The organism is Streptomyces sp. NPDC046349 (assembly GCF_055587885.1).
In genome coordinates this window covers 365,664-381,233 of the sequence record NZ_JBVJFK010000002.1, presented here as the reverse complement: position 1 = coordinate 381,233, position 15,570 = coordinate 365,664, and the positions used below count along the sequence as shown (strand labels likewise).

The 15,570-nt window shown below is 71.5% G+C and carries 11 protein-coding genes; 2 read left to right on the top strand and 9 right to left on the bottom strand.

The genetic code is table 11. The annotated features are described in order from the left end of the window. Positions 1-99 precede the first annotated feature (99 nt). From proB to ACZ6JS_RS05325, 3 genes are all read right to left on the bottom strand, one after another. The gene (proB, locus tag ACZ6JS_RS05335) at positions 100-1,227 is read right to left on the bottom strand and encodes a glutamate 5-kinase (RefSeq protein ID WP_469295916.1); all 1,128 of its coding nucleotides are present in this window, start codon (positions 1,225-1,227) and stop codon (positions 100-102) included. A 77-nt stretch (positions 1,228-1,304) separates the two neighbouring features. Further along, the gene (locus ACZ6JS_RS05330; RefSeq protein WP_469295914.1) at positions 1,305-1,745 is read right to left on the bottom strand and encodes a GtrA family protein; all 441 of its coding nucleotides are present in this window, start codon (positions 1,743-1,745) and stop codon (positions 1,305-1,307) included. Further along, positions 1,742-2,737: a glycosyltransferase family 2 protein gene (locus ACZ6JS_RS05325; RefSeq protein WP_469295913.1), complete on the bottom strand. Its 996-nt coding sequence runs from the start codon at positions 2,735-2,737 to the stop codon at positions 1,742-1,744. The genes ACZ6JS_RS05330 and ACZ6JS_RS05325 overlap by 4 nt, the downstream gene beginning before the upstream one ends. 176 nt (positions 2,738-2,913) lie before the next feature. Here ACZ6JS_RS05325 and ACZ6JS_RS05320 point away from each other — a divergent pair, with 176 nt between their 5' ends. Together ACZ6JS_RS05320 and ACZ6JS_RS05315 are read left to right on the top strand one after the other, a co-directional pair. After that, positions 2,914-5,793, top strand: a complete 2,880-nt coding sequence (locus tag ACZ6JS_RS05320; protein ID WP_469295912.1) for a bifunctional glycosyltransferase/CDP-glycerol:glycerophosphate glycerophosphotransferase — start codon at positions 2,914-2,916, stop codon at positions 5,791-5,793. Continuing rightward, positions 5,790-6,938 carry a glycosyltransferase gene (locus ACZ6JS_RS05315; protein ID WP_469295910.1) on the top strand — a complete coding sequence of 383 codons (1,149 nt, stop codon included), beginning with the start codon at positions 5,790-5,792 and terminating at the stop codon, positions 6,936-6,938. Before ACZ6JS_RS05320 ends, ACZ6JS_RS05315 begins: the two co-directional genes overlap by 4 nt. Before the next feature lie 91 nt (positions 6,939-7,029). On the opposite strand, the gene galE is transcribed toward ACZ6JS_RS05315, so the two are convergent. The 6 genes from galE to ACZ6JS_RS05285 all read right to left on the bottom strand — a co-directional run. Then, positions 7,030-8,043 (bottom strand): UDP-glucose 4-epimerase GalE, encoded by a 1,014-nt coding sequence (gene galE, locus ACZ6JS_RS05310; RefSeq protein WP_469295908.1) that lies wholly within the window; start codon positions 8,041-8,043, stop codon positions 7,030-7,032. A 59-nt stretch (positions 8,044-8,102) separates the two neighbouring features. Next, a complete protein-coding gene (locus ACZ6JS_RS05305) occupies positions 8,103-9,719 on the bottom strand; it encodes a glycosyltransferase family 2 protein (protein WP_469295906.1) in 1,617 nt (538 codons plus the stop codon). Between the two features lie 70 nt (positions 9,720-9,789). Continuing rightward, positions 9,790-11,235 (bottom strand): GTPase ObgE, encoded by a 1,446-nt coding sequence (gene obgE / locus ACZ6JS_RS05300; RefSeq protein WP_469295905.1) that lies wholly within the window; start codon positions 11,233-11,235, stop codon positions 9,790-9,792. Positions 11,236-11,413: 178 nt separating this feature from the next. Then, positions 11,414-11,668 (bottom strand): 50S ribosomal protein L27, encoded by a 255-nt coding sequence (gene rpmA / locus ACZ6JS_RS05295; RefSeq protein WP_030027134.1) that lies wholly within the window; start codon positions 11,666-11,668, stop codon positions 11,414-11,416. A gap of 13 nt (positions 11,669-11,681) precedes the next feature. Further along, complete coding sequence (gene rplU / locus ACZ6JS_RS05290; protein ID WP_015033583.1) at positions 11,682-12,002, bottom strand: 50S ribosomal protein L21; 321 nt, start codon at positions 12,000-12,002, stop codon at positions 11,682-11,684. 260 nt (positions 12,003-12,262) lie between these two features. Then, positions 12,263-15,570 (bottom strand): Rne/Rng family ribonuclease (locus ACZ6JS_RS05285; RefSeq protein WP_469295903.1); only part of this gene is annotated, 3,308 nt, incomplete at its 5' end.

The window sequence follows — 15,570 nt, the reverse complement described above, 5'->3', positions numbered from 1 at the left end:
TCTCACCAGCCGCCTCCTGTCTCCGCTACGCGTGTCCGCCTGCTCCGCCCCTCACAGTTGACCAGTCCCCGGGCGGCCGCGCTGCGGTTTTGCCGAACCTCAGCCCTGGAGCAGGACCAGATCGTCACGGTGGACGACCTCCCGCTCGTACGCGGGTCCGAGTTCCCGCGCGAGCTCGCGAGTGGAGCGGCCGAGGAGCTGGGGAAGTTCCTTGGCGTCGAAGTTGACGAGTCCCCGGGCCACGGCACGGCCGTCGGCCGCGCGCAGCTCCACCGGGTCCCCGGCCACGAAGTCTCCCTCGACCGCTGCGATGCCCGCGGGCAGCAGCGAGCTGCCGCGCTGGGTGACGGCCCTGACCGCCCCGTCGTCGAGGACCAGGTGGCCCTGCGGGGTCGAGGCGTGCTGGAGCCAGAGCAGCCGGTCGGCGGAGCGGCGCCCGGTGGCGTGGAAGAACGTGCCGGTCCCCCGTCCCGCCAGGGCGTCGGCGGCGTGGCTGGCGGAGGTGAGCACCACCGGGATGCCGGCGGCGGCCGCGATCCGGGCCGCCTCGACCTTGGTGACCATGCCGCCGGTGCCCACGCCCGCCTTGCCGGCGCTGCCGATGGAGACGTGGGCGATGTCCTCGGGCCCGCGGACCTCGTCGATGCGGGTGGTGCCGGGCTGGGACGGGTCGCCGTCGTAGAGGCCGTCGACGTCGGAGAGGAGGACGAGGAGGTCCGCGCGGACGAGGTGGGCGACGAGGGCGGCGAGCCGGTCGTTGTCGCCGAAGCGGATCTCGTCCGTGGCAACCGTGTCGTTCTCGTTGACGACCGGGAGGGCGCCCATGGCCAGCAGCTGGTCGAGGGTGCGGTACGCGTTGCGGTAGTGGGCGCGGCGGCTGGTGTCGTCGGTGGTGAGCAGCACCTGGCCGACCCGGAGGCCGTAGCGCGCGAAGGAGGCGGTGTAGCGGGCGACGAGGAGGCCCTGGCCGACGCTGGCGGCGGCCTGCTGGCGGGCCAGGTCCTTGGGGCGGCGGCGCAGGCCGAGCGGGGAGAGCCCGGCGGCGATGGCTCCGCTGGAGACGAGGACGATCTCCTTCTCACCGCCGCTGCGGGCCTTGGCCAGGACGTCGACGAGCGCGTCCACCCGGTCGGCGTCGAGACCGCCCGCCGCGGTGGTCAGGGAGGAGGAACCGACCTTGACCACGATCCTGCGGGCGTCCACGACACCTTGCCTAGCCGCTGACACGTTCGTCCCCTTGCCCCTTGCCTTCAATGCCTGCCACCTCAATCTACGGGGTGGCCGACGGGGGCCGCTCGGGGGTTTCAGACCGTGGACGAGCTCCTGGCCCGCCCCTGGCGCTCTTCCTGCTCGGCGGCGGCCCGGGCCGCGCCCGGAACAAGGATCTTGCGCGAGAGCAGGAAGGTGAACGGGATGGCCACGACCGCCGCGACCAGCGGGGCGATCCGGGTGTCCATCCCGGCCCAGGTGACCAGGACGTAGAGGCCGGCGGACTGGATGACGTAGTTGGTCACGTTGGTCAGCGGGAAGAGGAGGAACTTCTTCCAGGTCGGCCGGGTCCGGTAGGTGAAGTAGGTGTTCATGAAGAACGAGCCGACCATCGCCAGCACGAAGGCGAGCGAGTAGGCGGCGAAGTAAGGCATCCACGGGTGCAGCAGGAGGTAGATGCCGAAGAACGTGCCGGTGTTGACCCCGCCCACGAGGGCGAAGCGGAATACCTGGCCGAGCTGCTCCTTGCGGGTCATCGGCCGCTGCGCTCCACGATCGTCGGCTCCTCGGCCGGGGTGGTCCCCGCGGTCCTCGGGAGGGGTTCGCAGCCGTGCGACTCCTTCACCAGGAAGTGCGGCCGGCGCTTGGTCTCGTAGTAGATGCGGCCGATGTACTCGCCGACGAGGCCCAGCATGATCAGCTGGACGCCGCCCAGCCCCGTGATGATGGCCACAAGGGTGACGTAGCCCGGGGCGTCCACGCCGTTCGTGATCGCCATGACGGTGATCCACAGCGCGTAGAGGCCGGTCAGGGCGACCAGCGACACGCCGAACCAGATGCCGATCCGCAGCGGCCGGTTGTTGAAGGAGATCAGGCCGTCCATGCCGTAGTTCAGCAGGGCGCCGAACTTCCACTTGGTCTCGCCGGCCTCTCGCTGTGCGTTGCGGTAGTCGAAGTGGACGGTGTCGAAGCCGATCCAGGAGAAGAGGCCCTTGGAGAAGCGGTTGTACTCCGGCAGGGACAGCAGGGCGTCCACGGCCGGGCGCGAGAGCATCCGGAAGTCGCCCACGCCGTCGGTGAGTTCGACGTCGACCCACCGGTTGACGCCCCGGTAGTAGAGGCGGCTGAGCGCGGAGCGGACCTTCTTGTCCCCCTCGCGGGTGCGGCGGGCGATGATCTGGTCGTGGCCCTGCCGGTAGTACTCGAGCATGGTCGCGATCAGCTCAGGCGGGTGCTGGAGGTCGGCGTCCATGATCACGACGGCGTCGCCGGTGGCCTCGCGCAGCCCGGCGAGCATGCCGGCCTCTTTGCCGAAGTTGCGGCTGAAGGAGACGTAGCGCGTCTGTTCACCGTGTTCCGCGGCGATCTTCCGGAGCTTGTCGAGGGTCCCGTCGCGGCTTCCGTCGTCGACGTAGCAGACCTCGTACTCGACGGGGAGGGCGTCCAGGACCTTCCGGATCTCGGCGTCGAAGCTGTCGATGACGGCTTCTTCGTTGTAGCAGGGGACAACTACGGACAGCTTGGTCATGAACACTTCCTGCTGGATCCGAACGGGTGATTGTGGCGACCGGACCCGCCTCTCACCTCTTCCTCAGAAGTATGCACGGCGAGGGCGGCCGAGAGTCGCCCTGCCTGAGCCGAGGGCGGCACACGGTAGCTTTGACGGGATAAGCGGAATGAGCGGAACGAAACGAAGGGATCGAGGTGCACGTGCCCGACGTCTCCGTGGTCGTCATCGTCTACAACGACGCAGAGCGTCTGTCGACAGCAGTCCAGTCGGTTCTCGACCAGACCCTCCAGAGTGTCGAGGTCGTGATCGTCGACGACTGCAGCCAGGACCGCTCCTTCGCGGTCGCCCAGGAACTCGAGTCCGCGCACCCGGGGAGGGTGCGCGCCTTCCAGCTCCCGCAGAACAGCGGCGGCTGCGGTGCGCCGCGCAACCACGGCATCCAGCAGGCCACCGGAACGTACGTGATGTTCCTCGACAGCGACGACGTGCTGGAGCGCAACGCCTGCCGGAACATGCTGGCCGCCGCCGAGCGGACCGGCTCCGACCTGGTCTCGGGCATGTGCGTACGCGTGCACCTCGACAACCGGTGGGGCAAGACCACCGAGTGGTACCCCTGGATCTACTCGCGTACCCGCACGCTGGAGTCGATCACCGAGTTCCCGGACCTGCTGGTCTACGACACGCTCTCCACGAACAAGTGCTACCGGCGCGCGTTCCTGCTGGAGCAGGGCCTGGAGTTCCCGGTCGGCATCCACTACGAGGACCTGCTGTTCTCCGCGCAGGCGTACGTGGCGGCCCGTCGCATCACGCTGATCCCCAATCACGTCTACTTCTGGAACGTGGTCGAGAAGGCCGCGGCCAAGTCGATCAGCAACCGGCGCCACGAGATCGCGAACTTCGTCCACCGGATGGAGATCCACCGGCGCGTCGACGAGCTGCTGGCGGCCAAGGGCCACACGGACATCAAGTCCGCGAAGGACGCCAAGTTCCTCAAGCACGACCTGGTCCTGCACCTGCGCGACCTGCCGCTGCTGAGCGACGAGTACCGCCAGGAGTTCGCGGGCCTCGCCAACGGATACCTCGCCGGCATCGATCCGGAGGCGTACGAGCACGTCACCCACCTCCAGGCGATCTGCGCGTACCTGCTGGGCAAGGAGGACTGGGACAACCTGCTCCCGGCCGCCGACGCCATGATCAACAAGGGTCGGCTGACCTCTGCGCTCGCCGAGCGCGACGGCCGCGTCTACTGGTGCGCGCAGCACATCGACGGCCCCGACGCCGCCGAGGCCCGCCGGATACTGGACGTCACCGAGCAGGGCTTCCACACCACCCCGCTCCCCTCACTCACCCTGGGCAACCGCCTCACCTCCTACGAGGACGACGGCCGCGGTACCGTCACGCTGGCCGGCACCGTCGTGAACCCGCTGGGCCGCATCGACGCCGACGCGGAGCTGAAGGCCACCCTGGAGCTGCGGGCCCGCCGACAGGTCGGCGTGCGCTCCTTCAGCTTCCCGGTGGCAACTGTGCGCCACGCCGGTGACACGATCGAGTGGCACACCACGGCCGACATCGGCCGCACCGTGCGCCCCCTGGGCATCATCGACGCCGTCTGGGACGTCCGCCTCAAGCTGACCGCCGGGGGCGAGCGGATCACCACCCGCGTCTCGGTCGGCGGCCTCGACCTGGACTCGGCGGCCCCGTTGCGCGTACGGCCGCGGCTGACCCGCCTGGTCTCCGACCGCTTCACGGCGGAGATGACCAAGAAGGGCAACCTGTCCTACGTCCTGACCGCGGAGGGCGCCGCCGCCGTCCGCACCCAGTCGCTGATCAACAACGCCATACAGGGCAAGGCGGCGGGCGTGGTCAAGCGGGGTCTGCGCAAGGCCCTGCGGGCCCGCCGGAACATGGGCTCCGGCGAGCAGAAGGTGAAGATCTACCACGAGGTCTTCTCCAAGCTGCCCGTCAAGAAGGGCACGGTCGTCTTCGAGAGCCACATGGGCAAGCAGTACAGCGACAGCCCGAAGGCCATCTACGAGGAGATGGTCCGCCAGGGCGTGCCCTTCGAGGCGGTCTGGTCGTACGCGGGCGCCAGGCCCACCGGCTTCCCGAAGGAGGCCACCCTGGTCAAGCGCTGGAGCTGGCAGTACCTGCGCGCCCTGGCCCAGGCCGAGTACTGGGTCGACAACCAGGGCTTCCCGCTGGCCCTCGCCAAGCGCCCCGGCACCACGTACATCCAGACCTGGCACGGCTCCGCGCTCAAGCGGATGGGCTTCCACGAGCCACGCACCAAGGCGCAGGGACGCGCCGGCCAGGCCCGCTTCCAGGCGGCCGTCGACCGCTTCGACCACTTCCTGATCCGCTCCGAGCACGACGCGCGCACCCTCGCCAAGGGCTTCCGGCTGCGTGACGAGGTGCTGCTGCGCACGGGCTACCCGCGCAACGACGCCCTCGTCGAGGCGCACCGGGCCGAGGCGGACAGCGGTGAGCGGGTCCGTGGGGCCCTCGCCGCCGAACTCGGCCTCGACCCGGACAAGAAGGTGCTGCTGTACGCGCCGACCTTCCGGGCGGGCGCGGACGGCGCGGTGGAGGGCTTCACCTTCCCCTTCGACGTGGAGGAGTTCGCGGACCGGCTCGGCGACCGCTTCACGCTGCTGGTGCGGACGCACTACCTCAACAGCGTCTCGCTGCCGCCGTCGGTCGCCGGCCGGGTCGTCGACGTGTCACGGCACCACGACATCACCCCGCTGCTGGCCCTCGCCGACGGGCTGATCACCGACTACTCGTCCGTGATGTTCGACTACGCGGTCCTGGACCGGCCGATGGTGTTCTTCGCGTACGACTACGAGAAGTACGCCACCGACATCCGCGGCACGTACTTCGACCTGAAGGAGAAGGCCCCGGGCCCGGTGGTGGCCACCGCGGACGAACTCCTGCAGGCGCTGGCGGCCTTCGAGGAGGCGGACGCCAAGTACGCGGAGGCGCGGCAGCGTTTCCTCACCGAGTTCGGCGAGTACGACCGCGGGGACGCGGCCCGCCAGATCGTCGAGAAGTTCTTCACCGGGAGCGGCAAGTGAGCCGGGACATCTTCATCGTCTCCAACAGCGTCGACGAGATCGGCGGGGTGACCACCTGGTCGCACCAGATGGCCCGGCAGTTCACCGACCGCGGCCACAAGGTCCACATCGTCGGCATCGCGCCGGTCGCCGAGGAGATCCGCCAGAAGCTGCCGCAGGACCTGCCGTACGAGACCACCACGCTGTACGAGGCCCACCCGCCGTCGGCACGCCGGCTGCGCGGCATCAAGGGCAGGCTGAACGCGCCCGAGCGGCGCCGCCAGGCGGCCCGGCGGGCACAGATGCGGGTCAAGGCGGACCGGCTGAGCGAGCTGCTGCGCGGAGCCCGTCCGGGCGGGGTCGTCATCGTCACCCAGGTCTGGGCGATGGAGTGGGTGGCTCTCGCCGACACCAAGGGGCTGTCCGTCGTCGGCATGAGCCACGAGTCGTTCGAGGCCAGCCAGAAGTCCACCCGCGGCGAACGGGTGCGCCGGTACTACTCCGAGGTCGACCGGCTGCTGGTGCTGACCCCCGAGGACGCGGACCTGTGGATCCGGGCGGGCATGGAGAACGTCGGCAGCATGCCGAACCCGATCCCGTTCATGCCGGACACCCCTGCCCCGCGCACCGGGAAGGTCGTGGCCAGCGTCGGCCGCCTCGCCTTCGAGAAGGGCGTCGACCTGCTGCTCGACGCGTGGGCCGATGCGGCCCCGCACCACCCCGACTGGGTCCTGCGGATCTACGGCGCGGGCGTGGAGGAGGAGGCGCTGCGGGCGCACTGCACCGCGCTCGGCCTCGACGACTCCGTCGAATGGATGGGCAGCACCGACGACGTGCTGGGCGCGCTGCGGGAGGCCTCGGTCTTCGCGCAGGCCTCGCGCGCCGAGGGCTTCCCGATCACGCTGCTGGAGGCGATGGCGGCGGGCGTGGCTCCGGCCGCCTTCGACTGCGCGCCGGGCGTGCGGGAGATCGTCGAGCACGGCGAGGACGGGCTGCTGGCCCGGCTGGGCAACACGATGGAGCTCGCCGGTCACCTGGACGCGCTGATGGCCGACCGCGAGCTGCGCGACCGGCTCGGCGACAGCGCCTTCCGTTCGGTGAAGCGCTACTCCGGCGCCGAGATCACCGACCGGTGGGAGGAGCTGTTCGCCTTCCTGGAGCGCTGAGGCACAGTCGCACGGGGCACGGGAAAGCCGCCCGCCCCGGACACCTCCGGGGCGGGCGGCTTTCCCGTGCGGCCGGGAGCCGGCCGACGGGTCAGGCCTTGTGGACGTCGCGGTGCGCGTCCTTGCGGGCCAGCTTGTTGGCCTCCCAGCCCGCCCAGGCGGAGGTGACCATCTCGCTGACGTCGTGGCGGGCCGCCCAGCCGAGCACCGTGTTGATCCTCTCGGCGGACGCCACGACCTTCGCCGGGTCGCCGGGGCGGCGCGGGCTGATCACCGGGGCGTAGTCGTGCCCGGTGCCCTTGTTCAGGAGCTCGACCATCTCGGCGACCGACACGCCCTCACCGCGCCCGATGTTGACGGTGAGGTCCTTGTAGTCCTCGGCCGCGGCCCACTCGGCCAACTTGCGGGCTGCCGCCACGTGGGCCTCCGCCAGGTCCTCGACGTGGATGTAGTCGCGGATGCAGGTGCCGTCCGGCGTCGGGTAGTCGTCACCGAAGATCTTGGCGCCCTGGCCGGCGTCGTAGCGCTCGAAGACCATCGGGACCAGGTTGAAGACGCCGGTGTCCGCGAGCTCCGGGGACGCGGCGCCCGCCACGTTGAAGTAGCGCAGGCAGGCGGTGGAGATGCCGTGCGCCCTGCCCGCGGCGCGGACCAGCCACTCGCCGGCCAGCTTGGTCTCGCCGTACGGGCTCAGCGGTGCGCACGGGGTGTCCTCGGTGACCAGGTCCACGTCGGGCATGCCGTACACGGAGGCGGAGGAGGAGAAGAGGAAGTTGCGCACGCCCGCGTCGGCCACGGCCTGGAGCAGGACCGTCAGGCCCTGGACGTTCTCGTGGTAGTAGTACAGCGGCTTCTCGACGGATTCGCCGACCTGCTTCTTGCCCGCGAGGTGCACCACGCCCGTGATCTTGTGCTCGCGGAGGGTCTTCTCCAGCACCAGCCGGTCCAGGACGGAGCCGACCACCAGCGGGACGCCCTCCGGAACGCGGTCCTCGTTGCCCGTGGACAGGTCGTCGAGGACGACGACCCTCTCCCCCGCGAGCAGCATCGCGCGGACGACGTGCGCGCCGATGTAACCGGCGCCACCGGTGATCAGAAACGTCATGTGTATCTCCTTGGTCCTGTCCGACTTCGGTGGGGAAAGCGCAGCGGAGTGCACGGGGTTCAGCCCGCCCCCCGGGCCGCCCGGGCCCGGTGGAGGCGGTTGCGTACGAGGTAGAGGGCTCCCTCGGCGCCCGGCGCGAGGCGCAGGGCGAGGGCGCCGGTCCCCGTCCGGTAGGGCTGCGCCAGCAGAACACCGTACCGGCTGCTGGGCAGCGCCCGACGGCGCAGCAGCCGCCCCCGGGGGCGCAGGGAGGTGAACACCGAGCTCCCGTCGGCACACTGCACGCCCACCCCGACGTTCCAGGCCTGCATCCTGCGCAGTCCCTGGCGGCGGCCGGTGACGGCCAGATCGGCGAGGCGGAACGGCAGCACGGCCGTCCAGCCGCCGCCCCGCTCGGGCAGCAGGTCGACGGGGCGCGCGAGGACGGGCTCGCCTCCCGCGCGGGGCATGAAGCTCAGGCGGGCGGTCTGGGGGCCGGCCTCGGCGAGGCGTCCGTAGAGGTCGTGCACCCGGATCCGGACGGCGCCGCGGCCTGCCGGTTCGGCGTCGACGGTGACGGGAAGCTCCTCGACCGGCAGTGTCGCCAGGCCGTCCAGCTCGACGGGGAGTTCCTCGCTCCACACCGGCTCGCCGGAGGCGCCGACCGCGTACGGGGGCAGCAGGCGCGGCGGCTGCGCGGCCAGGCGGGTGAGCCGCTCGACGTCGGCGGGCGGCGTCGCGGTGGCGCGCAGCACGCGGACGACCCAGCGGGCGTGCGCCGTGGCGGCCTCGACGTCCGCCTCGGCGAAGGTGTCGACGTACTCGCGGGTGAGGGTCCACCAGGCCGCCCGGTACTCGGGATCGCCGCCGAGCTCGCGCAGGTACATGCGCAGGTCGTACTCGAGGAACTTCACGTGGCAGGCACTGCCCAGAGCCGGGGAGGCGGCGGCCAGCGTCCGGGCGGCCGTGCGGTGGGCCTCGATGCGCGAGCGCCAGTTCCCGACGTCCTTGCGGTCCAGGGAGATGGACACCTGGGCGGCGCTGCGGCGCACGTGCCAGACGTAGACGAGGTCGCCGGTGACGGCGATGCGGGGGGCCGAGGCCAGCACGCGCGCGGTGAAGACGAAGTCCTCGTAGATGAACCGGCCGTCGGGGAAGCGCAGGCCGTGCTCCTCCAGGAAGGCGCGGTCGTACAGCTTGTTGACGCACAGGGTGTCGCGGACGAGCTCGGGCCGGTCCGCCGGCCGCTCGATGACGTCGCCGGGGGTGTAGAGGCCGGGCATCCACGGCACGTCGTGGTGCTGGGGCAGCTCGCGCCGCACGGCCGCGCCGACGGTGACCGGGGCGCGGTGCCGCTCGGCGGTGCTCACCAGGGCGTCCGCCGCGCCCGGTGGCAGGATGTCGTCGCTGTCGAGGAAGAGCACGTACCGGCCGGACGCCGCTGCGATCCCGTCGTTGCGCGGGGTGCCGCATCCGCCGCTGTTCTCCGTCCGGTGCACGACCTTGAGGCGGGGGTGGGCGGAGGCCAGTTCGTCCAGCACCCGCGCAGTGCCGTCGGACGAGGCGTCGTTCACCGCGATGACCTCGGTGACCACCGGGCCCTGGGCGAGGGCCGAGGAGACGGCCTCGCCCACGAGCCCGGCGTCGTTGTACGCGATGACCACGACGGAGACCGTGGGGAGGTTGCTGCTGTTCACCCGAAGGATCCTAGGCGACCCGCATAAAGACGCCTTCAAACCCTCCGGCGCGGATTCCCTCGGGAGGGGACTAGAACGGCCGGAATTCGTCGTACTCCTTCTGCGCCGAGTCCCCGCGCTTGGCTTCCTTCTCCTTGCGGCGCTGGGTGGCCGGGCGCGGCGCCTCCATGCGGTGGTCCTCACCTCGGCGGCCCAGCATCTCGGCACCGGCCATCATGGTCGGCTCCCAGTCGAACACGACCGCGTTCTCGTCGGAGCCGATGGCGACGCCGTCGCCGGCACGCGCGCCGGCCTTCTTGAGCGCTTCCTCGACACCGAGGCGGTTGAGCCGGTCGGCCAGGTAGCCGACGGCCTCGTCGTTGTTGAAGTCGGTCTGGCGGACCCAGCGCTCCGGCTTCTCGCCGCGCACCACGTACACGTCCTCGGCCTCGTCGTAGGCGACGGTGAAGCCGGCGTCGTCCACGGCCTTCGGGCGGATGACGATGCGGGTCGCCTCCTCCTTCGGCTTGCGGGCGCGGGCCTTGGCGATGACCTCGGCGAGGAAGTAGGAGAGCTCCTTCAGGCCCGTACGGGCGACCGCGGAGACCTCGAAGACCTTGTAGCCGCGCGCCTCCAGGTCGGGGCGCACCATGTCGGCGAGCTCCTGGCCGTCCGGGATGTCGACCTTGTTGAGGACGACGAGGCGCGGGCGCTTCTCCAGGCCGCCGCCGTAGAGCTTGAGCTCCTCCTCGATGACGTCGAGGTCGGCGATCGGGTCGCGGTCGGTCTCCAGGGTGGCCGTGTCCAGGACGTGCACGAGCACCGAGCAGCGCTCGACGTGGCGCAGGAACTCCAGGCCCAGGCCCCTGCCCTGGCTGGCGCCCGGGATCAGGCCCGGGACGTCGGCGATCGTGTAGACGGTCGAGCCGGCGGTGACGACGCCCAGGTTCGGGACGAGGGTGGTGAAGGGGTAGTCCGCGATCTTCGGCTTGGCGGAGGAGAGCACCGAGATCAGCGAGGACTTGCCGGCGCTCGGGAAGCCGACCAGCGCAACATCGGCGACGGTCTTGAGTTCCAGGACGATGTCGCCGGTGGTGCCGGGGACGCCGAGGAGCGCGAAGCCGGGGGCCTTGCGGCGGGCGGAGGCGAGCGCGGCGTTGCCGAGGCCGCCGCGGCCGCCCTCGGCGGCCACGTAGGTGGTGCCCTGGCCGACGAGGTCGGCGAGGACGTTGCCCTGCTTGTCGAGGACGACGGTGCCGTCCGGGACGGGCAGGATCAGGTCCTGGCCGTCCTTGCCGGAACGGTTGCCGCCCTCGCCGGGCTTGCCGTTGGTCGCCTTGCGGTGCGGGCTGTGGTGGTAGTCCAGCAGGGTGGTGATCGCCTGCTCCACCACCAGGATGACGTCGCCGCCACGGCCGCCGTTGCCGCCGTCGGGGCCGCCGAGCGGCTTGAACTTCTCCCGGTGAACGGAGGCGCAGCCGTGGCCTCCGTTACCCGCGGCGACGTGCAGCTCGACGCGGTCCACGAAGGTGGTCATGGTTGTTCCTCCAGATACAGCGGGGATAGTCCGGAAAATTCCGGTGGCAGGCCTTGCTGCCCATTAAACGTGCCTATGTGACAACGCGCCGAGGGCGGACCTCTCTTCCCGGCCTGAGCCGGGAAGAGGTGAGATCCGCCCTCGGGAAGTTACGAACGCTCGATCAGCCGAAGCTGGATCAGGCGGCCGGAACGATGTTGACGACCTTGCGGCCACGGTGCGTGCCGAACTGCACGGCACCGGCCTGCAGCGCGAACAGCGTGTCGTCGCCACCACGACCGACACCCGAGCCCGGGTGGAAGTGGGTGCCGCGCTGGCGGACGAGGATCTCGCCGGCGGAGACGACCTGACCGCCGAAGCGCTTCACGCCGAGCCGCTGGGCATTGGAGTCGCGCCCGTTCCGGGTGGACGATGCGCCCTTCTTGTGTGCCATGTCTCAGTCCCTCTTACTTCGCAGCCGCGGGGATACCGGTGACCTTGATCGCCGTGTACTGCTGGCGGTGACCCTGGCGACGGCGGTAGCCGGTCTTGTTCTTGTAGCGCAGGATGTCGATCTTGGCGCCCTTGTGGTGGTCCACGACCTCGGCCGTGACCTTGATACCGGCCAGGACCCACGGGTCGCTGGTCACGGCGTCGCCGTCGACAACGAGCAGGGTCGAGAGCTCGACCGTGTCGCCAACCTTGGCAGTGGAAATCTTGTCAACCTCAACGATGTCGCCGACAGCAACCTTGTGCTGGCGACCACCGCTGCGCACGATGGCGTACACGCGGATCTCTCTCTCACTCGGGACGGATGCTCCTGAAGCCAGCCGCTCAGGCGGGCCGGGGCCCACGCTGATCCGGAATGGACGAGCGGCCTCTCCCGTACAGCGCTTGCGCGCGGGAAGCGGGAGGAAGGTGCTCAGGAGCGCGGCGCGTACAGGACACGCCGACGGTCTAGGTTACGGGGCCGGTTCCGGAGGGTCAAACCGGGCCCCGCACGGCCGTGGGCCCCGCCCTTCGGCGGGGCCCACGGCCACGTGACGGATCAGACTTCGGTCGGAGCCGAGACGGACGGGGCAGCCTGCTGCTCCGCCGCCGCGGTCTTCTTCGTCGCCCGCTTCGCCGCGGTCTTCTTGGTCGTGGCCGTCTTCTTGGCCGCGGTCTTCTTGGCGGCCGCCGCCTTCTTGGCCGGGGCCTTCTTCGCCGCGGCCGCCTTCTTGGCCGGAGCCTTGCGGGCGGCCTTCTTGGCCGGCGCGGGCTCCTCGGCGGGCGCGGCTTCCTCGGCCGGCGCCGCAGGCTCGGTCACGGGGGCCTCGACGACCACCACGGCGGCCTCCGCGGCGCCCGCCGGGGAACCGGCGGGTGCGGTGGCCTTGCGGGTGGCACGGCGGCGCGGACGGGCCGGCGCGGCCTCAGCCGCCGGGGCCTCCTCGGCCGCGGCGACGGGCTCGGGCTGGGCGACAGGCGCGGGCTCGGCGGCCACGACCGGCTCCGGGGCCGGCTCGGGCTCCGGCTCCGGCTCCGCCTCCGCCACCGGCTCCGGGGCCGGCTCGGCGGCGACCGTCGGCGCGGTGGCCTTGCGGGTGGCACGGCGACGGGTACGGCCCTTCGGCGCGGCCTCTTCGACCGGGGCGACCGCGGCGGCCTCGACCGACTCCGCGGCCTCGACGGCCTCGGCGACGACCTCGGCGACCGGCTCCAGGACTGTGTCGGCCGGCTCGGTCACCGGCTCGGCGACGACCTCGGCCACGGGGGCCGGGGTCTGCACCGCGGCGGCCTCGCCCCGCGGGGCACCCGCCGGAGCGGTGGCCTTGCGGGTGGCACGGCGTCGGTTGCGGCGTCCGCTCAGGCCCGCCGCGGCCTCCGCCTCGGCCGGGGAGCTGTAGAGCTCCTCGCCCGCGACGAACTCCGGCTCGGGCAGCGCCTTCGGCGCGGCGACCTCGGCGGCCACCTCGGCCTCGGACTCGAAGGCCTCCGAGTCGGCGGTCTCGACGGTCTCGACGTCGTGGTCGTGCTGGTCGAACTCGGTGCGGCCGCCACGGCGCTTGGAGCGCTTGCCGTTGCCCCCGCCGCCGATCGTCGCCGGCGTCTCCATGTGGACGATGACACCGCGGCCGTTGCAGTGGACGCAGGTCTCGGAGAAGGACTCCAGCAGACCCTGGCCGACCCGCTTGCGGGTCATCTGGACCAGGCCGAGCGAGGTGACCTCGGCGACCTGGTGCTTCGTACGGTCGCGGCCCAGGCACTCCAGCATGCGGCGCAGGACCAGGTCGCGGTTGGACTCCAGGACCATGTCGATGAAGTCGATGACGACGATGCCGCCGAGGTCGCGCAGCCGCAGCTGGCGCACGATCTCCTCGGCCGCCTCCAGGTTGTTCCTGGTGACGGTCTCCTCGAGGTTGCCGCCCTGACCGGTGAACTTGCCGGTGTTGACGTCGATGACGATCATCGCCTCGGTCTTGTCGATCACAAGCGAGCCGCCCGAGGGCAGCCACACCTTGCGGTCGAGCGCCTTGGCGAGCTGCTCGTCGATCCGGTACGTCGCGAAGACGTCGACCTCGGAGGTCCAGCGCTGGAGCCGGTCGGCCAGGTCCGGGGCCACGTGCGAGACGTAGCCGTGGATGGTCTCCCAGGCGCCGTCGCCGCTGACGATGACCTTCGAGAAGTCCTCGTTGAAGATGTCGCGCACGACGCGCACGGTCATGTCCGGCTCGCCGTACAGCAGGGACGGCGAAGAGGTCGTGATCTGCTTCGACTTCTTCTGGATGTCCTCCCACTGGGCCTGCAGACGCTCGACGTCGCGGCGCAGCTCGTCCTCGCTCGCGCCCTCGGCGGCGGTGCGCACGATGACGCCCGCGTCCTCGGGGACGATCTTCTTGAGGATGGTCTTCAGGCGCGCGCGCTCGGTGTCGGGCAGCTTGCGGCTGATGCCGGTCATCGAGCCCTCGGGCACGTAGACCAGGTAGCGGCCGGGCAGCGAGACCTGGCTGGTCAGGCGGGCGCCCTTGTGGCCGATCGGGTCCTTGGTGACCTGTACGAGGACCGACTGGCCGGACTTGAGGGCGGACTCGATGCGGCGCGGCCCGTTGGCCATGCCGAGCGCCTCGAAGTTGACCTCACCGGCGTACAGGACGGCGTTGCGGCCCTTGCCGATGTCGATGAAGGCGGCCTCCATCGACGGCAGCACGTTCTGGACCTTGCCCAGGTAGACGTTGCCGACGTAGGAGGTGGCCTCTTCCTTGTTGACGTAGTGCTCGACGAGCACGTTGTCCTCGAGGACGCCGATCTGGGTGCGCTCGCCGCTCTGGCGGACGACCATGACGCGCTCGACGGCCTCGCGGCGGGCCAGGAACTCGGCCTCGGTGATGATCGGCACACGGCGGCGGCCCTGCTCGCGGCCCTCGCGGCGGCGCTGCTTCTTCGCCTCGAGGCGGGTCGATCCCTTGATGGACTGGACCTCGTCGGAGGGCTCGGCCTTCTCGCGCGCCGGGCGGGGTTCGCGGACCTTGACCACGGTGCGGACACCGTCCTCGTCGCCCGCGGACTCGCCGGTGACGTCGGCGGGCTCGCCGCTGCGGCGACGGCGACGGCGGCGACGGCGGCTGGAGGTGGAACCGAGAGCCTCTTCGGTCTCCTCCTCCTCTTCCTCATCGGCGTCCTGCTCGGCGGCTTCGGCCTCGGTCTCCTCCTCGGCGGACTCGTCGAGGTCGGCGGCCTCACCGCGACGGCGGCGGCGGCCACCGCGACGGCGGCGGCGCGAGGGGCGCTCGCCCGACTCGTCGCCCTCCTCGTACTCCGCGGCCTCGGCGGAGTCCTCGTCGAGCGCGGCGGCCTCGGCCTCGGGCTCCTCCTCCGCGAGCACCTCGGGCAGGGAGACGGGCGCGCTCTCGGCGGCACCGCGGCCACGACGACGGCGACGGCCGGCGGGCTGCACGGGCTCGGCCGGAGCGGCGGCCTCGGCCTCCTCCTCCTCGGCCTCCTCGGCCTCGATCGCGGCTGCGGCGGCAGCGGCGGCCATGGCGGCGGTCTCGGGGGTCTGGAACATCGGCTCGGTGAAGACCGGCGCCTGGAAGACGGCGACGGCGGGACGCACCGCGCGGCGGGGCCGGGCCGGAGCGGCGGGCGCCTCGGCGGCGGCCTCGGGCTCGGCGGCCGGCTGCTGCGGGGCGGCGGCCGTGGTGGTGGAACGGGTGGCGCGGCGGCGGCCGCGCTTGGGGGCGTCCACGGCGTCGGCGACGGTCACGGCGCGGGCGGCCTTGGGGGCCTCCTCCGCGGCGGGCTCGGCGACGGTCTCCGCGGCCGGAGCCTCGGCGGCCGGGGCGGCCACGGCGCGGGTCGCCCGGCGACGGGCAC